Genomic DNA, 19,880 nt, shown 5'->3' with positions numbered 1-19,880 from the left:
CCCATGTTCTCCTCGATAAAATCCGAAGTCGGAAGGCGCTCTCTTCAAGTGGCGGCATTTTGGCGCTTAATTGATGATCTCGAAAACAAGGAGTTAGCAAGCCACTCGGTTGAACCGAGTCTTCGAACTCTTAAAGGTTTAATGTTTGTGCATTTTTATGCTGTTTATGAACATGTGGTAATTCAAGCTTTTGCATCTACGGTGAAGCAATTAAATTCACATTCTCTAAGTCATAAACAGCTCAAGAGGTCCCTTCTAATAATGGGATTTCATAATCACTTTATGTCAATTGGCTCTATTTCTGAGAGGAGAGCATGGATTCCCAAGATTGAGCTTCTTTGCGAAGCTGAGGCGAATACACAATTTTGTGTCCCTGAGAACTTTTTTCCCCTCGATGAGAGTCATTTTCGGCACCAGCAGCTCGATACAATCTGCAGTGTTCTTAATCTGCCTGCCGGATCTCTGTTGCCAGATAATCGAATAATTGGATGGATTAGAGAGGTTGTCGAAAATCGCAATGCAATTGCTCATGGGCGAGAAACTGCGGAATCTATAGGGTCACGATACAGTAGTTCTGAGCTAGACACTAGGCGACATCAGTTAGACCAGCTTTGTAATCACATAATCATGACTCTTGAATCACATAGCTTGGTGGTAACTAACTTGGTAAAGTGAAAAGAGGTAAGCTGGAGATTATCAGTTTGGTGCTTGCTTATTACGGACATTTGGCGCGCGGATTTTTATTTTTGCGATGCCTTGATCGACCGCGTTTCGCAAAAATACCTTCAATCATCCCCGTCTTCGCGGGAGATGCCGGCGTAGAGTTCGGGGAAGCGGCGTTCGAGGGATTTGGGGGTGATGTAGCCGATGAGCTGGGCTTCATTCCAGTCGGCGAGGCCCCAGAACTCGTGGGGGAAGGCCATGATGATGGCGGTGCAGGTGGGCACCTTGGGGATGTTGGCGCGGGCGAGGATGTGCTCGGCGAAGTCGTGCAGGCCGGGATTGTGGCCGAAGATCATGGTGTGATTCCAGCTTTCTTCAAAGCCGCGCATGACGTCGAGAATGCGGTCGGCATCGGCGAGGTAGAGGCGGGACTCCAGCAGGAGGCTTTCCACGGGCATGGCAAAGGTCTCACGCATGATCTGCGCGGTGCTCAGGGCGCGCAGGGCGGTGCTGGTGACCAGTCGATCTGGCAGCGGGAGAAGGGGAGGGGAATCGGCCCCGCCGAAATAGGTGCGGTGCAAAAATGTGGCGACTGCCGGGGCGGCCCGCTGCCCACGCTCATTGAGCGGGCGATCATGATCTGCGAGTCCAGGCTGTCCCCAGCTGGATTTGGCATGACGCACGATGGTGAGGTATTTCATGGATTAAGAGCGAGGGGCGGGGCGAAGAAAAATGACGAATGACGAATGAATGACGCAGCCTGAATAAACAAACCGTGCCGCCGCAGGGTGATTGCGGCATTTAGGGCATTTGTCATTCGGATTTTTTTCGTCATTCTGCATTCGTCATTTGCCGCAGCGCAAACACAGAAGTGGGCCAGAGCTGATTACGCGGCCACTTTTTCGAGTTTAACCGGGTAGGTTTGGAAGGCATTCCACTGGCAGACGATGAGATCACCGTTGTCGAGAACGCAGACATCGTGCCCATGATCGAAAATCCGTTCGGCCTGCATGAGGGGCTTGAGTTTGCCTTCCTCATAAACGGGCTCGGTGCCGCCGGGAGCGCTGACGACTTTGCCTGCAGCATCGAGGATGACCGTGAAGCCGCTGGGGTTCTGTGGGAGCTTGTTGATCTCGGGGGTCTTGGACCAGCAGACGCCGGCATAGAGTTCCTGTCCGGCAATCACGGGGCGGCAGACCATGGCGCCGGGGACGGCGAGGGTTTCGAGGTATTTGCCGTCGAGGGTGAAACGGCGGAAGCAGTTGTCGACGCGTGAGGTGACGATGACGGTGGCTTTGTCAGCGCCCTGGCGGGTGTCGATGGCGATGCCGTGGGCGTTGTTGAGGCGTTCTTCGGCAGGGACACCGTCCTTGCCGCCGAAGCGCTGGATGAACTTGCCGCGTGCATCGTAACGCAGCACAAACTGCGAGCCGTAGCCGTCCATGACGTAGATGTCGCCATTGGGGGCGATGGCGGTTTCGGTGGGGTTGAAGATCATGTCCGGCTCATACGCGCCGACGCTCATGGGATGGCTGATGGAGAAGATTTCTTTGCCGCCGAGATCGGTCTTGGTGATGCGGCCGGTCTGACGGTAACCGCCGCTGCCGGACTTCCACAGGCCGCTGTCGGTGACGAAGAGGAACTCTTCGCCGTTTTCATTCGAGAGTGTCAGGCCATGACCGCCGGGCCAGACGCAGCCCCAGGAGTCGAGGATGGTGCCGTCGGGCTTGAAGACGAGCATCTGATTGTCCCAGTGGTCGCCAATCATGAAGAGGCGGCCGTCTTTGACCTGCACCATTTCGTGGCAGTTGAGGATGGGGTGATGGCGGCCCTGGCCTGCGGGCACCCATTCCTTGTTCACCTTGTAGCGATGAGCGCCGTGGCCGATGACGACGTCCTTCTTCGGATCAGGTGCCGCGCGCAGGGTTTCAGTGAAACTGGCGGCGGCGGCGGTGGCGAGACCGGAGAGGAAGTGGCGGCGTGTTTTCATGCGGAGCGGAAAAGTTCACTCAAGCACGCATGGGCCCCGGCTCAATGACGTTTCATCATGGTGGACACGCGATGGACCATCTGCGTGAGCTCACCGGCTTCGTAGGGCTTGGGCAGGACACCGACAAAGCCGCGTTCGAGGAAGATCATCTGCACTTCCTCGGTGACGCTGCCGCTGGTGCAGACGATGCGTGCTTCAGGATCGAGATGCAGGATTTCGGCGGCGGTTTCGGTGCCGTTCATGCCACCGCGCAGGGTGAGGTCCATGAGCACCACATCGGGCGGGGTGCCGGTGCGGAAGAGGCTGGAGTAAATGCGCACGGCATCCTGGCCGTTGTCACACTGCACGACTTCATAGCCGCAGCGGGTGAGGATCATGTGGGCGACTTTGCGGAGGTCGTCCTCGTCATCGACGATAAGCACCTTGCCTTTGCCATGCTTCAGCGGAACGGGGGCCGAGTCCGCTGGCGTGAGAGGCCGGGTGCCACCGGAGCCTGCGGCGGCAGGCAGGAAGACGCTGAACTCGGTACCGATGTTTGGGGTGGAGGTGACTCGAATGTCTCCGCCCATTTCATCCACGAAACGTTTGCAGGTGGTGAGGCCGATGCCGTTGCCATCGGGCTTGGTGGTGAAGGATTCGCGGAAGAGGCGGTCGAGGTTTTCCTTGGCGATGCCGCAGCCGCGATCGCGCACGATGATGTGGACGTGCTTGCCGGGCTTGAGTTTGCCATCTCCCGCCGGGCCTACCAGATAGTTGGCCGCCTGCACATCCATGTATCCGCCGTGCGGCATGGCTTGGATGCCGTTCATGACGAGATTTTGCAGCACCTGGCTGAGTTTGACGGGATCGGCAACGGCCTGGCGCAGGTTCTCATCGTTGCGCACGCAGACGTGGACGTTGGAGCCTGCCCCGGCGAATTCCACGGTGTCGCGTATCAGAGAGATGATGTCGGTGGGTTCCAGCTTGCGGGGGGAGGACTTGGAGGCGGTGACGACCTGGGAGGTGAACTGCTTGGCGCGCTTCAATCCGGCGAACACGAGCTGGAGCTCCTGAGCCAGGGCCGGATGCTCCTGCACCTGCTGAATGAGCGCGGAGAGACGCACGGTGACGGGGCCGAGCAGATTGTTCACATCATGCGCGATGCCCTGGGCGAGCGCGGCGAGGTTGTCTTTACGCATCTGGGCAGACTGTGCGTCCAGATCGTCGGCGGCGGGTTTTGGCTCAGGCTTGGAGCCGGCTGCGGAGGCAGCGGCCTGAGCGGGGCTGATGAGAATGGTGAAGTTCAGCAGCTTGCGCATGCTGTTGAAGACGGCGCGCACGCGCCACTTGCTGGGCACCGGGGTTTGAGTGCGCAGGCTCTGCAGCTGGCATTCACACTCATGGCAGCCGCCATTGTCCACGGCGAGGCGGAGGCTTTGCTGGAGTGTGGCAGCGTCTTTGACGTTGGCGACGAGATCATTGAGGCCGAGGCCGCGGAGTCCGGTTTCAGGATCGGCGCCTGCCAGCATGGCGGCGGCGGCATTGCTGAAAAGGACCTTCTGGCCGCTTTTGGCATCACTGGCTTCGCTTTCCACGATCACCACACCATCGGCGACCTGATCGAGTGCGACGCGGAGGTAATAATTGGCCACCTTGAGGTGCTCCAGCCCCTGCTCCAGTTCAGCGATTGCTGCTGGAGTTGCGGAGGAAGTGGAGAGGGAAGAAGTCATGAATTATCCGCGTGATTCTGACTCATTTAGCAATCTTAGATAATTAAGACAACTTTAATTTTTGATATTCTGGATATTTCTGATTCCCATATTTGAGAGCAAACGTATGCGGGAAATTTGATGAGAGTGCATGAGAAGGTGAAAAACACCTTGCCGAACCGGGCTTCTCCTTTACCATCGCCGCCCCTATGTCCAAAAATGCCGGTATCGCCAAGACGAGGAAAGCTTACGCCAAGCGGTTCAAAATAACTGCCACGGGTAAGGTGCTGCGCCGTAAACAAGGCAAGCGCCATATTCTGCAGAACAAGAGCCGTAAGCGTAAACGTAACCTCGGTAAAGTCGCCCTCGTGGCGGAAGTGGATGTCAAAGCAATCAAGGCGAACATGCCGTTCTCCCATCGCTAAGACGACCACGGTCTCTCAATAGAGACCACGATGAACTTGCCTGGCTTCCCAAGGGAAGCCTTCGACCAGGTGAGGCAAGCCATCGCTACCCAAACAACAGCCTGATCATAGAGAAAGATACATGTCAAGAGCCACCAACTCCCCCGCCAGCCGGAAGCGCCGTAAGCGCGTGCTGGCAAAAGCCAAAGGTTACCGCGGCTTCCGTTCCACGCATTTTCGCTATGCGAAGGACGCCGTCCGTAAAGCCGAAACCTACGCAACTCGTGACCGCAAGGCCAAGAAGCGCAGCTTCCGCAACCTGTGGGTGCAGCGCATCAACGCCGCCACCCGTCCTCTCGGCCTGAGCTATTCCCGATTCATGGAAGGCCTCAAGTTCGCCGGCATCGACCTTGACCGCAAAGTCCTCGCGGACCTCGCCGTCAAAGACATCGCCGCCATCGAAGCTCTCGTTCAGCAGGCCAAGGCCGCGCTGGAAAAGAAGGCCGCCGAAGCGCCGAAGGAAACCGCAGCAGCGTAAGCTCCAACGGAACCTCCAAGATTCTCAACAGCCGGGGTGCAAGCTCCGGCTGTTTTGTTGTGCCCGGACCATGCCGGGCAAGTGGGATCCATGAATGGGCTGGATCTTTGAACTTTTTGGCGGAGTGTTGATCAATTATCAATGCACGGCTTTTCCCCAGCACGAGTGCTTGAAGAAGACGTGGCTTTCTGCGCGTCGTTTCTCCATCCCCCTGCGTATCGTGAGATGTGCCTCCACGCTCTCATCGAGCCCGCCTGCTGATCCATCATGTCCGCACCTTACTCCCGTCGTAGCATCTTGCGCCAGCTCACTGTTCTGGCCGCAGTCGGTTCCACATCGCCCGCATTCGCGCGTGAGCGGAAGCAGAAGCTGATTGTCGAGCGTGTTGAAATCGAGGTTCCCGGGCTGCCGCCCGCGATGGATGGCTTTCGCATTGCGCAATTAAGTGATTTGCATCTGGAGCCCTTCACGACGGCGGAGGATATTTTGCTAAGCGTTCAGGCCTGCAATGCCCTGAAACCGGACATGGTGGCCCTGACGGGTGATTTTGTGACCCACACGGCGCGGCCGGCACCGCAAGTGGCGGAACTGCTCTCCCAACTTGTGGCGCCCTACGGCGTGTATGCCAGCCTGGGCAATCATGATTTCGCCAGTGGTGCCTCTGAGGTGATCCGGGCGCTCACAGAGCGCAATATTCCCGTGCTGCGCAATGAGATACGCCGCGTCCACACGGACAACGGCACGCTGGTTCTCGGTGGTTTTGACTCCAGGTATGTGAACAAACCTGATGTGCGTAAAACGCTGCAGGACTGGAAGCAGCACCAGCCGCTGGTGCTGATGATGCATGAACCGGACGCCGCGGACACCATCGCCGCCGCCGGCGTGAAGGCGCTGCAAATTTCCGGGCACACGCATGGCGGACAGCTCGTCTTCCGTGGCAAGACGCCGATGTCACTGCGTCGCGCCAAGTTTGGCAAAAAGTACCTCGCCGGGCGCTATGAGGTGGGTGGGCTGCAAATGTATGTGAACCGCGGCATCGGCTGCGTGGGAGTGCCGCTGCGCATCGGCTGTCCACCGGAGGTGACGGAGCTGACGCTGCGCAGTCCGGAACTGCTGAGGGCGTGATTTGCAAGAGCAGGCCGGTGGTTCCAACAGTTGCATGCGGGCCATGTCGCAGCTAAGTGGCCGGTTCCATGCTTTCCGAACTCGACTCTCTCAAAACCGCAGCCCTTGCCGCCCTTGACGCTGCGCAGGATGAAACCGCCCTCGAAGCTGTGCGGGTGAACTTTCTGGGCAAGAAAGGCAGTGTCACCGCTCTCAGCCAGGGCATGAAGGATGTGCCGGTGGATCAGAAGAAGGAAGTGGGCGCCAAGCTCAACGAAGTGCGCACCGCCATCACAGAAGGCATCGACACGAAGAAGCTGGCGCTGCAGGCCGCGCAGGATGCGAAGGCTGTGGAAGGCATCGACATCACGCTGCCGGGGCGTCCGGGAGCAGGCGTTGGCGCGCTGCATCCGCTCACGCAGATTCGTGATCTTGCCATCCGCACGCTGCGCCGCATGGGCTTCGCCTTGGCGGAAGGCCCGGAGATCGAAACCGAGTGGCATTGCTTTGATGCGCTGAACACGCCCGCCGACCACCCGGCACGCAATGAGAAGGACACGTTCTATCTTCCGGATGGCCGACTGCTGCGCACGCATACTTCCAGCGTGCAGGTCCGCACCATGGAGGCTGCGAAGGCGCTGCCGATCCGCATCATTGCGCCGGGGGCTGCATATCGACGGGATGAAATCGACGCCACGCACCTGAGTGTCTTCAACCAGCTGGAAGGTCTTTATGTGAATCAGGACGTCAGCCTCGGCGATCTCAAAGGCACGCTGGAATACTTCTTCCGCGAGATCTTCGGCGTTGGCACGGCGGTGCGTTTCCGCCCGCATTTCTTCCCGTTCACGGAGCCGAGCTTTGAAATTGATGTGAAGCTGGAAGCGAAGGGCAAGGATGCGCGCTGGATTGAAATCGCGGGCTGCGGAATGGTTGATCCGGCTGTGTTCGCTGAGATCAACAAGGCGCGTGGCGACAACCTTTTCGATCCGGAGACCACCACGGGCTTTGCCTTTGGTCTTGGGCTCGACCGCCTGGCCATGATCATGCATGGCATCACTGATATTCGTCATCTCATTGAGAATGATGTGCGGTTTCTGCAGCAGTTTGCGGTCTGATTTTCTGCTGCCTTTTTTGATCCTTCTTTTCCCTTTTTCCTGTCATGCAAGTTTCCCTCTCCTGGCTCAGCACTCATCTTGACCTGAGCTCCTACACCGTCCCGCAGCTTTCTGATCTCCTGACCTTCGCGGGTGTGGAAGTCGAAGGCATCGAAGAACGCGGGGTCGCGACTGACAAGGTCGTCGTGGCGCAGATTCAGTCTTTTGAGCAGCATCCGAATGCTGACAAACTCAGCGTTTGTCAGGTGGATGACGGCAGCGGTACGTTGCGTCAGATCGTCTGCGGTGCGAAGAATTTCAAAGCGGGGGACAAGGTGCCGCTGGCGCTGCCGGGGGCTGTTTTGCCCGGCGGATTCGCCATCAAGGAAGGCAAGCTGCGCGGGGTCGATTCCCTTGGCATGCTGTGCAGCGGCAAGGAACTTGGCATTGGCGAGGACACCGGCGGGCTGCTCATCATGGCGCCTGATTCACCTGTCGGCACGCCCTTCAACAAGCTCAATCCGGCCGACGTGCTGTTCGATCTGGAGATCACACCGAACCGTCCTGATCTGCTCAGCCATCTGGGCCTTGCCCGCGAACTGGCTGCACTCACCGGTCTGCCGCTGAAAGGCGAACGTCATCACGCCAGCACGAGCACGAAAGCGAAGGCTGCTGGTGAGGAGCAGATCGTTATCAAGGCCGTTGAGGCCTGCCCGCTTTACACTGCGCGGCTCATCAAGGGCGTGAAAGTTGGCCCCAGCCCCGAGTGGCTGCGCCGTCGCCTTGAGAGCATCGGCCTGCGCCCGATCAACAGCATCGTGGACATCACGAACTATGTGATGATGGAGATGGGGCAGTCGTTGCATTGCTTCGATCTGGGCAAGCTGAACGGTGGCATCGTTATCCGCATGGCTGTTGAAGGTGAGAAGTTCCTCGCGCTTGATGGGCAGACGTACGCTTTGCAGACTGATGACCTTGTGATCGCGGATGGTGATCGTCCGGTCGCCATTGCGGGTGTCATGGGTGGTGAGGAAACGGGTGTCACGGAAGGCACTGTGAACGTTTTGCTGGAGAGCGCCTACTTCGCCCCGAGCGGCATTCGTCGCACTTCGCGCCGTCTGGGCCTGAGCAGCGACAGCAGCTACCGCTTTGAGCGGGGCATTGATCCGCAGCAGGTGCAGGGCGGTTCGGAACTCGCCACGAAGCTGATCCTTACCATCGCGGGTGGCACCGCTGAGGATGTGGTTCAAGTCGCGGGCGAAGCTCCCAAGCTCGTCGGTGAAGTGACGCTGGATGAAAACCGTGCGCGCAAGCTGCTCGGCACGCCGGACATGACTGGCGATGAAATTCACGCCATCCTCGAAAAGCTCGGCCTCACCAAGAAGTCCGCCAGCAAGCACGAGAGCCACTGGGGCATTCCCAGCTATCGCCTCGATCTTCAACGCCCGGTCGATCTCATGGAGGAAATCGCCCGCGTGATAGGATTGGATCGCGTGCCATCACGTCAGGTTGCGGTCGCATCGCCTGTGGAGGCTGCGGATCGCACGTATGATTTTGCGATGAACCTGCGGCAGTCGCTTGCCGCGCGTGGCTTCTTTGAAGCGCAGACGCTGCGGTTGATTGCGGATGCGCAACTCGCCGACAGTCTCGGTGGCGGGCAGGGGGTGGCAGTCAAAAACCCGCTCAGCGAAGATCACACGACACTGCGTCCTAGCATTGTGCCGGGCCTCATCGCCACTGCGGCGCTCAACATCCGCCAGGGGTTGCACCGCCTGCGTTTCTTTGAACTGGGCCGTGTCTTCCTCACGCTGCCGAAGGGCGGCAGCCGGGAAGAGGAGCGCCTGGCCGTGCTGCTCAGCGGGCCGGTGTCACCGACGAGCTGGCATGGCCGTGAACCCCAGCCTGCTGACATCCATGAGCTTGTCGGTCAGATCCAAAACCTGACGCGCACGCCGCTTGAGGTCCGTCCTGCGAAAGAGAACAGCGCCAACTTTTTGCTGACCAGCGAGCTTCGTGCGGGGAATCGCATCCTTGGGTGGATCGCGCAATTGCATCCTGCGCGTGCGCGTGAAATCAATGCGCGTCATCCTGTGTATGTCGCCGAGTTGCTCATCAGCGCGCTGCGTCAGGGCAGCACTGGCCCGACGAAGTTTGAGGAGCTGCCGCGCTTCCCTGGAATGACGCGTGACGTCGCCATGGAAGTCCCAGCGGATCTTCCGCACGCCAAGGTGGCCGCGTTCTTTGCCTCCCAGAAACATCCGTTGTTTGTGGGGGCTGAGGTCTTCGACGTCTTTGCTGATCCATCGGGAACCAAGATGGCGAAGGACCGCAAATCCATCGCCTGGACGCTCACCTACCGGTCCGCAGAGAAGACCCTCGAAACTGCCGAAGTGGATGCCGCGCATACGGCGATCCTCACGGCGCTGGAGAAGACGTTGCCTGCGACAGTGAGGAGGTAGTGCCATCCGGTAAATATATGCCGCCATCGCGATGACAAGCGTTGGCGGCTCGTCATGGATGTATGGTGACCGAATCAAACCGGAAGGTCACCTTCTTCCAGAGGTTTAAGGGAGTGATGTCTAACCGACAGAATGACGACACGTTTGCCGGAGACTGTGAAAAGGATGCGGAACTGGCTGCGATGTTTGCGAAAGAGCAGCTGGTGAATCTTAACGGGGAATCTATGGCTTTCCGGAGCCAGCCTGTGGCGGCATGGATCGGTTGCGAGTGATTCCACCTTGGCGATCAGATCGTCCCGCCAGCGTGAGGCAGAGATTGGCGCGCGGGCTTTGATCCACAGATACACATCCTCCAATTCAGCCTGCGCATGCGGTGTGTATTCAATCTCAAAGCTCATAATTCGCGCAATCGCTGATGCACGGCCTTGGCGGAGATGGTTTTTCCAGCTGACATTTGATCGAGACTGGTTTGAATGGATTTGATGGCGGCAAGCTCCTCCATGGCATCCTGCATCTTCTCATAGGCTTTGCGCCCGACCAAAACAGCCTCGGCACGGCCATTGACCGTCAGCACTTCCGGGCGTCCGGTCTTATTCACTCGATTCAGGTGACTCTTGGCGTTGCGCTGGAAATCGGTGAGGGGATGAATGTCTTCGAGCTGGAACATGACTTGAATTAAACATGGAATTCCATGCGAATCCAGCGCCTATTCAAGGCTTGGTCAGGCAGCCTCTCCAATCACCCCCGCCACTCGGTCCATCTCCGCTTCTGTATTGTAGAAGTGGGGGCTGAAGCGAAGGAGGGGCTGGCCGGCGCGGTTGTGGCGCAGGGAGGTGGTGATGTTGTGAGCGGTGAGATGTGCGGAGATGTCCGCCAACGAGCGCTCGGCATGTTGCACTGTAGTGATGCAGGAGGCGTTGATGCTGCGCGGATCGGGGCCGAGTAAGGTGAAGCCTAGGGGCTGGAGTCTGGCATGCAGGCGGGCTTTGAGCTTTAAAAGCTGGGCGCTGATGGCGGGGAGGCCGACCTCCTGAATCAGGTCGATGCCGGCTTTCATGCCGAGGATGCCGGAGATGTTGAGGGCACCGGGTTCGTAGCGACGGCCGCCGCGCTCGAAGGCGATCTCTTCCTGCGCGATGAAGTTGGGGCTGCGTACGTTCCAGGAGCCGAGGAGGCTGGGGCGCAGCCTGTCCTGCAGTTCTTCGCGGACGTAAAAGATGCCGGCGCTCATGGGGCCGAGCATCCATTTGTGGGAGTCGGCGGAGAGGAAATCGACGTGGTCGACACGGGTCTCGAAGGCACCGACGGTCTGGATGGCATCGAGGCAGAAGAGGATGCCGCGCTCCCGCAGCATGCGGCCGATGCGGTCAATTTCGATGCGGTAGCCGCTGAGGAAATGGCAGGAGGCGAGGGCGACGAGCTTGGTTTTGGGCGTCAGCGCCGCTTCGACGAGTTCGGGGGTGATGGCACCGGGGGCTGCGGGCTGGAGGCGCTTTAAAACGACGCCATGGCGTTCGAGATCGGTCCAGGGGTAAACGTTGGCGGGATAATCGTCGAGGTAGCAGACGACTTCGTCACCGGCCTGCCAGGGCAGGCCATTGGCCACCAAGCTGAGGCCGACGGAGGTGGGGCCGATGAGGGCGATTTCGCTGGCTTTGGCACCGATCAATTCGGCGGCAACGACGCGTGTTTCGTTCACCGCTTTCCAGGCCTCAGGATACTCCTGCATGCGCAGGCAGCATTGTTCGAGGTATTCCTGCATGGTGCGTGTGACGCGGCGCGGCAGGATGGTGACACCGGCGTGGGCGAGGAACAGGCTGTCCTTGATCACGGGAAATTCCTGCTGGCGCAGGGCTTCATCGGAAAGGAGGGCATCGAGAGTGAGCATGGCTAATACAACGAATGCCGCATGACCCTGGGTGACGAATTCGCCAAGGCAGGCGGGCTAGGCGACCTTCAAGGTCTTGGCGCCTTCATCGATGAGGTGCCAAAAGCTTTTGGACTGGCTCAGGGCCTCGTCTTCGCCGCCACCGGGCAGATTGCTGCGAAAGAGGAAGTCGGTGAGGGTGTTTTTGTGCAGCACGCGGTGCACGCTGACATTGCCATCGACCACGGCGAAATAGATGCGGTGGTCGCCGGCACGGCAGCGGTAGAGTTTTTTGCCGCCGCGCTCGAGCACGCCGTAGCGTTTGCTGAGGATCGTCTCGTCAATATCGGCGGGCTGGATGTTCAGCGCTTCCAGCAGATGAAACTGCACCTGGGTGGGCAGGTGGGAGAGCTCGGCGGCGCTGATGTCATTGAAAACGATCTGGATCATTGTTGTGCGGCAGGGATAGGGGCGAGCGGGGTATTGGAGGTCTTGTAGCGTTTGATGACGTGCTTTTTGCGCACGGTTTCCATCCACTTGTCGATGTTGGCCTTGGATTTTTCCTGGTTGATCATTTTTTCGATTTCCGGGCGCAGCTTTTCGATGTCCGGGGCGGCGCCGAGCTTTTTGGCATCGCAGGAGACAATGATGAAATTGGATTCCAGATCAAGAACCGGGCTGACGCCGCCGGTTTTAAGTTCCATGGCGGCATTGGCGATGGCGGGCATCAGGTCGGTTTTGGACATCCAGTCCCAGGCGCCGCCATTTTCAGCATGGCTGTCTTGTGAATTGGTTTTCGCCATTTTGGCAAAATCAGCGCCTTGAACGATTCTGGTGCGCAGCTCCTGGGCGAATTTTTGCTGCTGCTCAGGGGTTTTGTCCCCGGTGAACTTGGGGATGGTGATGGTGGAGATTTTGATCTGATCGCCTTCGCGCCATTTATCCACGTTTTTGTCGTAGTACTCCTGAACTTCGCGGGGGGTGGCGGGGGGATGGTCACCGGCATTACGCGCACGCATGACGTTCATGATGACCATTTTCTCGCGCAGTTCGCGGAACTTTTTCACGGTCATGCCGCCCTTGGTCAGTTCATCCACGAAGGCGTCGCGGTTGCCCTTGAAGCTCTCGCGGATGATGCCGTTGATGTCGTCATCGACGTACTGGGCCTTGATGACGCCGCCGATCTTGCGGAACTCGGCGAGCAGGATTTCGCGGTCGATGAGCGTTTCGATGGCTCCTTCGCGCAGGAGAGCGATTTCCTTTTTGATGCGTGCGGGGTCATTGCGGAACTGGAACTGGATCACCTGCTCCTGGGCCTTGATGGTTTCCTCCACTTCGGAAGAGGCGATGGGGATGCCATCGACGACAGCCGCAATGCTGTTGGTGTACTGCTGGGCGAGGACGCTGGAGCAGGCGGAGAGGAGGGCAAACAGGCTTATACGCAGGGGAATCATGACAAATGAGGAGCTTATCGTAAGGCTTGGGGCGGCTGTGGCAAGGTGAAGTTCGCCTGTCAGGAGCGTGTAGATGCAGCTTCACCTTGCACGCGGGCGGCTCCGGTTTCTAATCTGCGCCTCCCAATCGCCGACCCCAACCAGCCATGAGCAAGAAAGCCGCCGCCAAATCCTCCCCCAAGAAAGCTGCCAAAACCGCCCCCCAGGCAGCCAGCAATTCCAAATCCCTGATGACTGAAAGCCGGGTGTTTAAACCGAGCGCTGAGTTTTCCAAGAAGGCCCGAATCAGCTCGATGGCGCAGTACAAGAAGATGCATGAGGAGTCGATCAAGCATCCGGACAAGTTCTTCGGACGTGAGGCCAAGGAACTGCACTGGACGAAGCCCTTCACGAAGGTGCTCGACTGGAAGTGCCCGAACGCCAAGTGGTTCATCGGCGGCAAGCTGAACGTCAGTGAGAACTGCCTCGACCGCCATCTGGACGGCCCGCGCAAGACCAAGGCCGCCCTGATCTGGGAAGGCGAGCCCGGGGAGAAGCGAGTGCTCACCTACCAGCAGCTGCACCGCGAAGTGTGCCGCTTTGCCAACGTGCTCAAGCGCCACAAGGTCAAGAAGGGCGACCGCGTCATCATTTACATGCCGATGATCCCTGAGGCCGCCATTGCCATGCTGGCCTGCACCCGCATCGGCGCGATGCACAGCGTGATCTTCGGCGGCTTCAGCGCCGAGTCGATCAAGGACCGCGTGCTGGACTGCGGTGCGAAGATTGTCATCACCGCCGATGGCGGCTACCGCCGTGGTGCCGTGGTGCCACTGAAGAAGAATGTGGATGACGCCCTCAAGGCCAAGGACACGCCCGTGGAAACGGTGATCGTGTACAAGCGTACCGGCCAGGACATCCATATCGAAGAGGGCCGCGACGTCTGGTGGCACCGTGAACTGGAATACGTGGACGCACGCTGCGCAGCGGCCGCGATGGATGCGGAGTCGCCTTTGTTCATTCTTTACACCAGCGGCAGCACGGGCAAGCCGAAGGGCATTCTGCACACCACGGGCGGTTATTTGCTGCACGCGCAGATGACCTGCAAATATGTCTTCGATCTGCGCGACGACGATGTGTACTGGTGCACCGCCGACATCGGCTGGGTAACCGGTCACACCTACATGGTCTATGGCCCGCTCGCCCTGGGTGCCACCTCGCTCATGTTTGAAGGCGCGCCGAACTGGCCTGAGAACGACCGCTTCTGGAAGATCATCGAAGAATACGCCGTGACGGTGTTCTACACCGCCCCGACGGCGATCCGCGCCTTCATGAAGTGGGGTGATGAGTGGCTGAAGAAGCATGACCTCAGCAGCCTGCGCCTGCTTGGCACCGTGGGTGAGCCGATCAATCCTGAGGCGTGGATGTGGTACCACAACAAGGTCGGCGGCGGCAAATGCCCGATCGTGGACACCTGGTGGCAGACGGAAACCGGCGGTCACATGATCACGCCGCTGCCGGGTGCCACACCGACAACGCCTGGCACCGCGACACTGCCGTTCTTCGGCGTGGATGCGGCCATCGTCGATGACCTTGGCAAAGAGGTCGGCGTCAATGAGCAGGGCAAGCTGGTCATCCGCAAGCCATGGCCTTCCATGCTGCGCGGCATCTGGGGCGACAAGAAGCGCTATCAAGACGCCTACTGGAGCGAGTTCAAAGGCTGGTACTTCGCTGGTGACGGTGCCCGCCGTGACAAGCAGGGCAACTTCTGGATCATCGGCCGCATCGACGACGTGCTCAACGTGGCCGGTCATCGCCTCGGCACCGCCGAAGTGGAAAGCGCGCTTGTTTCCCATCCTGCCGTGGCGGAAGCCGCTGTGGTGGGCCGACCTGATGAGATGAAGGGCCAGGGCGTCGTGTGCTTTGTGACCGTGAAGGAAGGCATCAAGTCCAGCCGCGAACTTGCAGAAGAGCTGAAGAAGCACGTCCGCAAAGTCATCGGCCCTGTGGCCACTCCGGACGAGGTCCGCTTTGCTGCGGCGCTGCCGAAGACGCGCTCTGGCAAAATCATGCGCCGCCTCCTGAAGCAGATCGCCGCCGGCGAACTGATCAAGGGCGACACCACGACGCTGGAAGACATCAACGTCATTGCGCAGCTTGCTGCGGGTGGGGAAGATTAATTCAAACTGACATCGGCTGGCTGCGGCATTTTCGGTTTTGAAAATGCCAGCAGCCGGACGGTCCAGATGAGTGACAAGGCCAGCGCCACCCACGGCGTCAGCCATCCTGTGCGGGTGTAAAAGGTCAGGTCGTTTCGGCGCTCAATCGAGCCGCTGATGATGCCAGACTTTATGGGTGCCAGTGATTGGATGACGGTGCCCTTGGAGTCGATGATCTGCGAGACGCCCGAGGATGCAGCTACAACCATGCTGCGATGGTTCTCCGCAGCCCGCACCCGGAATAGCTGGGAGTGCTGGATGTGCTGCCGTGCCGGCCAGCCTGCGGCGTCCATGGAGGGCACGGCGAAAAACTCCGCCCCGGCCAGGGTCATCTTTCGCACCACGTCGTGGAAGTCACAGTCAAAGCAGATCGGGGTGCCGATTTTGCCGAGGGTGGTGATGATGGGCAGGGCGGTCTTGCCGTGCTCACCGTCGTTGAACAGGTGGACGGGATGATTTTTTCCGTGCTCACCGAGAACAGAAGAACCATCAATGGTGAGGGCGGTGTTCTGCCACTTGGGGCCTTCGAGACGGGTCTGGGTGCCGAAGACGAGCAATGCCTTTCGTTGCAACGCGAATGCCTGAACTTTGGCGAGCTCGCTTTTGGCGACGTTGCGAACATCGATGGGGATTGTGTTCTCCGGCCAGACAACCAGCTGCGTCGCATCAGCCGCATCGCCCGCCAGCTTCATGTAAGTTTCAGTCGCCGCCCCCTCCGCCTGCACCGCGACCACCTTGACCTGCGGCAGCGGATTTGTTCGCTGTGAAACGATCTGCGCATCGATGAGGACGATCATCAGCAGCGTCAGTGAGGCTCCGCCTGTTTTGCCAGCAAACAGAAACGCCGCCACACACAGCATGCTCACAAACCCCAGTCCATACACCCCCACCCATGAGACCAGCGGCCAGGGTTCGAGCGCCAGCCCGAGGTTCATCCAGGGAAAACGCAGGGACATAAGTTCACAGCGCACAAATTCCGTGCCAGTCCACGCCAGTGCAATGAACAGCGCCATCCGCCAGCCCTTCAAGCCCCGTTTCCATGCCAGCGCCACCACGCAGCCAAACGCCGCCGGAAACACCGCCAGCATGCCCCACAGCAGCAGGCTTAACGGCCCAAAAATATTCCACATCCATGACAGCCCGGTGCCAAACGCCAGCATGCCCCACCAGAAGCCTGCCATGAGCCCATGCACCGCACTCACATGGTTGTAATAAAGAAAGCCGTTCAGCACAGCGACGCTGACAATTGCCAGCGGCCACCATCCATAAGGTGGAAAGGCAAACGCATACGTGACCGCGCTGGCCATCAGCAGGAGGATTCGGTTCGCATGCTCCATGTTGCGGCGAGCTTATGTAAATCCAGCCCTCATGTGCAAGCCCCATTCACAGCCATCAGCGCTGCCATACCTCTCTCTTCACATAGAGGAGTTTCTCTTTTTGCTTCGACGCAGGCGGCAAATAGATCGAAGCATGGCTTCCTCATCCCCATCATTCTCATGATCCTGCTGCGCACCTTTCTGCTGATGCTCTCCATCCTGCCTTTCTTCGGCTGCTCAAAGCAGCAGCAGCCACCCCCGCAGGAGCGCGCTGCAGGCCTGCCCGAATGGGTCGAGGGTACGAGTGAACCGCTGCCGCTGAAGAAATCCGCCACTCCTGCCTACCTCCAAGTGCAAAAGACTGCTTCGGTCATTCGCCCCGAGCCGCTGAGGAAGATCGAGGCCTTGGAAAAGCTCAATCCGGGACTTTTTTCGGCCCTCCCCCAATTGACCGAACTGCTGCGCACTGCGGAGGTCTCACCGAAATTCAAATCGTTCTATGATGCGAAGATCAGCGCTCTTGCCGCTGGCGAGTCCATGAGCACGGATGATTTCTTTGACTGCGCGACGGTGCTGCATCTCACCGCTCCGACCACCGGGCGCAAGGCGGTGCTCTTTCAGTCCGACATGGACGTGGACACCGATGGTACGGATCCCGTGAGGCTCGCACGCCTGCAGGATTACGATGATGCACGCATCTCGCGGAGCTTTCAGCCTTTGCTGGCCTACTCATGGGCGCAGTCCGCAGGCCAGCAGGCGGCCAATCCGTTCGTGCAGTATTACGCCGACACCCTCACCAAGCTGCGGATTCTCCACAAGCAGGTGTCCGATGAGGCTGCTCATGACCACGGCTACATCTGGCAGTCGGTGCAAAAGCAGTTTGAGGAGACGATTTCCACCCTGGACCGCCGCGCGAAGTACTATGATGAGGATCTGCGCACCCGGCGCTCATTGGTGGGCAGTCTGGATCCATTCATCGTGGTGCCGCAGACCTGGCCGGACCGCTTGAAGCTGCCCTTCAGCGTGCAGGTGGGAGATTTCGTGGCCGTCATTGTCGGTGGGAAGGTCTATCCCTGTGTGATCGGCGACACCGGTGGCGATGCCAAGATGGGCGAGGCCTCGCTCAAGGTCGCGCAGGCCATCAATCCCAAGGCCACGGGCAGAAACAGTGCGGCGGATAATGTAACTGTGACCTACGTCATTTTTCCACAAACAAGGCTTGCCATGGCCGCGCCCGACCTGTCAGTCTTCCAGACCGAGGTGGCCCGTCTGCTGGAAGAAATCGGCGGACTCGGCACCGGCACGACTTTGCACCGCTGGCAGTAACACGAACCGACACCCCAAAGACATCCCATGAGCAATGACGTGACACCACCGCCCGCAGTGCTGCCGCCACCCTCCGCTGTTCCCGTCAGAAAGCGCCGCCTCACCTTGCTGATCGAGCATTTGCGCACCCTCCTGGCGCCTGAAACGTTCAATCCCAAGTTCAGCTTTCTGGCGCTCATCACCGTGCCGTTGCTTGTGTTTGGGCTGCACGCGGCTTTCAACAGCGGCATGATCATGAGCCGGCCGCTGGGGGAGCTGGTGGTGCCGGTGGGTGCGGATGTGCCGCCGAACGTCGTCTTTGCCGCGCGCCTCGGGGAATGTGGTGACAAAGGGGAGCAGATGGATGGTGCGCGCGGCATTTTCATGCCGCCGATGCTCACCGTGTGGGTGCGCAATTTTGACGGTTGGCTGATGGATCGTGCGGAAGGCAATGAAGCCCTGCTCAAAGACTCCGGCTTTACCCCGGCCTCCTACCGCACCTATCTTTCTCTTCGATCCAACAAAGGCCGGGTGCAAAGCGCCGCGCAGGAGGCTGCCTTTCGCACATGGCTGCGGGAGATCATCGTTGACCCCCGCCTTCTTGGAAAACCGGGGGTGCCTGAGCCCGCCACGCTGGAGCAGATGTTCAACGATGCGGATGTTCGCGGCCAGACAGACAAACGTCCCGAGATGGCTCCGGTCACACTCACGTCCAGCATGCTCACCTTTCAGGCCCGGCTGCTGGAGATGGTGCAGAAAAGCCCCGAACTGCTCGGCACCTTCATGATCAGCGACAAACTCGAGCACAATCCGGAAACCTTTGCCCGCTTTCTTTCAGAACGCGGCATGCGCTGGGAGCAAAAGCTCAAGGATGACAAGCTCAAGTTTCAGGCCTGGCTTGAGACCAGCAGGTGCAATCTGTGCCTCACCATCGGCGGGCGTGAGTTTGCCAGCATGAAGCCGGATGCCAAAGGTCACAGCACCCTGGCCGGCGCCACGCTCAAAGGCCAGACCGACGATGACACGCTCAATGTGCTGCTCTTCCGCCGCATCTCACCCGTCAGCACGGAGGTCGATCAATGGCGCGATCTCGTCACCACCTATGGCGTGGACAGCAAGGCCTCCATCACCGTTTCCCTGCGCACTGCGGATGCCGAGGGCCGTATTACCACGCTGAAGATGCCCACCGTGGTGAACGGCGGCACGCTGCAGCATGACTGCATCGTGGCGCTGCCCCTGCGTCCTGTGCTCATGCGTTCCATCGCCTGGGCGGCCATGGCCGGCGTGCTGTGGCTCATCGTCCTCGTCTCCATGCAGACCGGCACTTTGCGCAGCAGCGTGCCTGAGAATGATCCGTTGATCACACACTGGACTCAAAGCCCCTGGAGCGCCTCACGCGTCGTCTTCGCCTGGTGGCTCGCCATCTGCACCGGCTGCTATCTGTTTCTGTGGGCCATGAAAGCGCAGATGGACGTGCTTTCCGGCTCCGCACCGCTGCTCCTTGGCATCAATGGCGGCACCCTGCTGGCAGCCTCCTTCGTGGGGTCCAACAGAAGGTCCGTGCGCAGCCGCTCCTTTCTGGAAGACATCGTCTCCGAAGGCGGAGAGGCGGAAATCTCACGCCTGCAGATGATCATCTGGAATGGCGTCCTCGGTCTCGTCTTCATCTGGCAAAGCCTTGCCGACTGGCAGATGCCAACCTTTGATCCCTACCTCACCACCCTCCTGGGCATCAGCTCCACCGCTTACGTTGGGTACAAAGTTGCAGCCAAGTAACAGCCAGGTAACAGCGTATACTCT

At 59.3% G+C, this 19,880-nt stretch carries 18 protein-coding genes; 9 read left to right on the top strand and 9 right to left on the bottom strand.

Annotated features, from left to right (window positions below; genetic code table 11):
* Nucleotides 1-3 precede the first annotated feature (3 nt).
* Nucleotides 4-675, top strand: coding sequence for a HEPN domain-containing protein (locus tag AC24GY_RS14085; RefSeq protein ID WP_487684003.1), 672 nt, complete (start codon nt 4-6; stop codon nt 673-675).
* 110 nt (nt 676-785) lie between these two features.
* Here the strand turns inward: AC24GY_RS14085 and AC24GY_RS14080 are convergent, their stop codons facing one another.
* The 3 genes from AC24GY_RS14080 to AC24GY_RS14070 form a co-directional block, all read right to left on the bottom strand.
* On the bottom strand, nt 786-1,364 hold the full coding sequence (locus AC24GY_RS14080; protein WP_461527017.1) for a SixA phosphatase family protein: 579 nt from the start codon (nt 1,362-1,364) through the stop codon (nt 786-788).
* Between the two features lie 185 nt (nt 1,365-1,549).
* Complete coding sequence (locus tag AC24GY_RS14075) at nt 1,550-2,653, bottom strand: NHL repeat-containing protein (RefSeq protein ID WP_487683998.1); 1,104 nt, start codon at nt 2,651-2,653, stop codon at nt 1,550-1,552.
* Between the two features lie 41 nt (nt 2,654-2,694).
* Entirely contained in the window at nt 2,695-4,362 is a 1,668-nt protein-coding gene (locus AC24GY_RS14070) for a hybrid sensor histidine kinase/response regulator (protein WP_487683996.1), read from the bottom strand.
* 188 nt (nt 4,363-4,550) lie between these two features.
* Here AC24GY_RS14070 and rpmI point away from each other — a divergent pair, with 188 nt between their 5' ends.
* From rpmI to pheT, 5 genes are all read left to right on the top strand, one after another.
* Nucleotides 4,551-4,766: a 50S ribosomal protein L35 gene (gene rpmI / locus AC24GY_RS14065; protein WP_377164684.1), complete on the top strand. Its 216-nt coding sequence runs from the start codon at nt 4,551-4,553 to the stop codon at nt 4,764-4,766.
* Between the two features lie 121 nt (nt 4,767-4,887).
* Complete coding sequence (rplT, locus tag AC24GY_RS14060) at nt 4,888-5,283, top strand: 50S ribosomal protein L20 (RefSeq protein WP_397380479.1); 396 nt, start codon at nt 4,888-4,890, stop codon at nt 5,281-5,283.
* Between the two features lie 267 nt (nt 5,284-5,550).
* Nucleotides 5,551-6,408 carry a metallophosphoesterase gene (locus AC24GY_RS14055; RefSeq protein ID WP_487683991.1) on the top strand — a complete coding sequence of 286 codons (858 nt, stop codon included), beginning with the start codon at nt 5,551-5,553 and terminating at the stop codon, nt 6,406-6,408.
* Between the two features lie 68 nt (nt 6,409-6,476).
* Nucleotides 6,477-7,502 carry a phenylalanine--tRNA ligase subunit alpha gene (gene pheS, locus AC24GY_RS14050; protein WP_487683988.1) on the top strand — a complete coding sequence of 342 codons (1,026 nt, stop codon included), beginning with the start codon at nt 6,477-6,479 and terminating at the stop codon, nt 7,500-7,502.
* A gap of 44 nt (nt 7,503-7,546) precedes the next feature.
* Complete coding sequence (pheT, locus tag AC24GY_RS14045; protein WP_487683985.1) at nt 7,547-9,940, top strand: phenylalanine--tRNA ligase subunit beta; 2,394 nt, start codon at nt 7,547-7,549, stop codon at nt 9,938-9,940.
* A 74-nt stretch (nt 9,941-10,014) separates the two neighbouring features.
* Here pheT and AC24GY_RS14040 read toward each other — a convergent pair whose 3' ends face one another.
* Genes AC24GY_RS14040 through AC24GY_RS14020 form a run of 5 tightly spaced genes read right to left on the bottom strand, consistent with a single transcriptional unit; the run spans nt 10,015 to nt 13,261 of the window.
* Nucleotides 10,015-10,338: a type II toxin-antitoxin system RelE/ParE family toxin gene (locus AC24GY_RS14040; protein ID WP_487683983.1), complete on the bottom strand. Its 324-nt coding sequence runs from the start codon at nt 10,336-10,338 to the stop codon at nt 10,015-10,017.
* Nucleotides 10,335-10,607, bottom strand: a complete 273-nt coding sequence (locus AC24GY_RS14035; RefSeq protein WP_487683979.1) for a type II toxin-antitoxin system Phd/YefM family antitoxin — start codon at nt 10,605-10,607, stop codon at nt 10,335-10,337. Before AC24GY_RS14035 ends, AC24GY_RS14040 begins: the two co-directional genes overlap by 4 nt.
* 54 nt (nt 10,608-10,661) lie before the next feature.
* A complete protein-coding gene (locus AC24GY_RS14030; protein WP_487683976.1) occupies nt 10,662-11,828 on the bottom strand; it encodes an aminotransferase class V-fold PLP-dependent enzyme in 1,167 nt (388 codons plus the stop codon).
* 57 nt (nt 11,829-11,885) lie between these two features.
* Nucleotides 11,886-12,257 (bottom strand): type II toxin-antitoxin system RelE family toxin, encoded by a 372-nt coding sequence (locus AC24GY_RS14025; protein ID WP_461527028.1) that lies wholly within the window; start codon nt 12,255-12,257, stop codon nt 11,886-11,888.
* Entirely contained in the window at nt 12,254-13,261 is a 1,008-nt protein-coding gene (locus AC24GY_RS14020) for a peptidylprolyl isomerase (protein WP_422320755.1), read from the bottom strand. The genes AC24GY_RS14025 and AC24GY_RS14020 overlap by 4 nt, the downstream gene beginning before the upstream one ends.
* 230 nt (nt 13,262-13,491) lie before the next feature.
* Here AC24GY_RS14020 and acs point away from each other — a divergent pair, with 230 nt between their 5' ends.
* Nucleotides 13,492-15,420 (top strand): acetate--CoA ligase, encoded by a 1,929-nt coding sequence (acs, locus tag AC24GY_RS14015; protein WP_487684186.1) that lies wholly within the window; start codon nt 13,492-13,494, stop codon nt 15,418-15,420.
* On the opposite strand, the gene AC24GY_RS14010 is transcribed toward acs, so the two are convergent.
* Nucleotides 15,417-16,796: an apolipoprotein N-acyltransferase gene (locus tag AC24GY_RS14010; protein ID WP_487683972.1), complete on the bottom strand. Its 1,380-nt coding sequence runs from the start codon at nt 16,794-16,796 to the stop codon at nt 15,417-15,419. The two genes, acs and AC24GY_RS14010, sit on opposite strands and share 4 nt — an antisense overlap.
* Before the next feature lie 159 nt (nt 16,797-16,955).
* Between AC24GY_RS14010 and AC24GY_RS14005 the strand changes: the two genes are divergently transcribed.
* Together AC24GY_RS14005 and AC24GY_RS14000 are read left to right on the top strand one after the other, a co-directional pair.
* Nucleotides 16,956-18,101, top strand: coding sequence for a glycoside hydrolase family 75 protein (locus AC24GY_RS14005; protein ID WP_487683969.1), 1,146 nt, complete (start codon nt 16,956-16,958; stop codon nt 18,099-18,101).
* Between the two features lie 27 nt (nt 18,102-18,128).
* On the top strand, nt 18,129-19,856 hold the full coding sequence (locus AC24GY_RS14000; protein WP_487683966.1) for a hypothetical protein: 1,728 nt from the start codon (nt 18,129-18,131) through the stop codon (nt 19,854-19,856).
* Nucleotides 19,857-19,880: the final 24 nt, after the last annotated feature.

Source organism: Prosthecobacter sp. Pr1 (genome assembly GCF_057652315.1).
Note: the sequence above shows the minus strand (reverse complement) of the source record. Positions and strands in the feature narration are given on the sequence as shown.

What these genes read in the sequence shown, in the direction of transcription:
- AC24GY_RS14000 (WP_487683966.1), top strand. Translation starts at nt 18,129, where the DNA reads ATGAGCAATGACGTGACACCACCGCCCGCAGTGCTGCCGCCACCCTCC.
- rplT (WP_397380479.1), top strand. Translation starts at nt 4,888, where the DNA reads ATGTCAAGAGCCACCAACTCCCCCGCCAGCCGGAAGCGCCGTAAGCGC.
- AC24GY_RS14030 (WP_487683976.1), bottom strand. Translation starts at nt 11,828, where the DNA reads ATGCTCACTCTCGATGCCCTCCTTTCCGATGAAGCCCTGCGCCAGCAG.
- AC24GY_RS14035 (WP_487683979.1), bottom strand. Translation starts at nt 10,607, where the DNA reads ATGTTCCAGCTCGAAGACATTCATCCCCTCACCGATTTCCAGCGCAAC.
- AC24GY_RS14005 (WP_487683969.1), top strand. Translation starts at nt 16,956, where the DNA reads ATGATCCTGCTGCGCACCTTTCTGCTGATGCTCTCCATCCTGCCTTTC.
- AC24GY_RS14075 (WP_487683998.1), bottom strand. Translation starts at nt 2,653, where the DNA reads ATGAAAACACGCCGCCACTTCCTCTCCGGTCTCGCCACCGCCGCCGCC.
- AC24GY_RS14025 (WP_461527028.1), bottom strand. Translation starts at nt 12,257, where the DNA reads ATGATCCAGATCGTTTTCAATGACATCAGCGCCGCCGAGCTCTCCCAC.
- AC24GY_RS14080 (WP_461527017.1), bottom strand. Translation starts at nt 1,364, where the DNA reads ATGAAATACCTCACCATCGTGCGTCATGCCAAATCCAGCTGGGGACAG.
- rpmI (WP_377164684.1), top strand. Translation starts at nt 4,551, where the DNA reads ATGTCCAAAAATGCCGGTATCGCCAAGACGAGGAAAGCTTACGCCAAG.
- AC24GY_RS14070 (WP_487683996.1), bottom strand. Translation starts at nt 4,362, where the DNA reads ATGACTTCTTCCCTCTCCACTTCCTCCGCAACTCCAGCAGCAATCGCT.
- acs (WP_487684186.1), top strand. Translation starts at nt 13,492, where the DNA reads ATGACTGAAAGCCGGGTGTTTAAACCGAGCGCTGAGTTTTCCAAGAAG.
- pheS (WP_487683988.1), top strand. Translation starts at nt 6,477, where the DNA reads ATGCTTTCCGAACTCGACTCTCTCAAAACCGCAGCCCTTGCCGCCCTT.
- AC24GY_RS14020 (WP_422320755.1), bottom strand. Translation starts at nt 13,261, where the DNA reads ATGATTCCCCTGCGTATAAGCCTGTTTGCCCTCCTCTCCGCCTGCTCC.
- AC24GY_RS14010 (WP_487683972.1), bottom strand. Translation starts at nt 16,796, where the DNA reads ATGGAGCATGCGAACCGAATCCTCCTGCTGATGGCCAGCGCGGTCACG.
- pheT (WP_487683985.1), top strand. Translation starts at nt 7,547, where the DNA reads ATGCAAGTTTCCCTCTCCTGGCTCAGCACTCATCTTGACCTGAGCTCC.
- AC24GY_RS14040 (WP_487683983.1), bottom strand. Translation starts at nt 10,338, where the DNA reads ATGAGCTTTGAGATTGAATACACACCGCATGCGCAGGCTGAATTGGAG.
- AC24GY_RS14055 (WP_487683991.1), top strand. Translation starts at nt 5,551, where the DNA reads ATGTCCGCACCTTACTCCCGTCGTAGCATCTTGCGCCAGCTCACTGTT.
- AC24GY_RS14085 (WP_487684003.1), top strand. Translation starts at nt 4, where the DNA reads ATGTTCTCCTCGATAAAATCCGAAGTCGGAAGGCGCTCTCTTCAAGTG.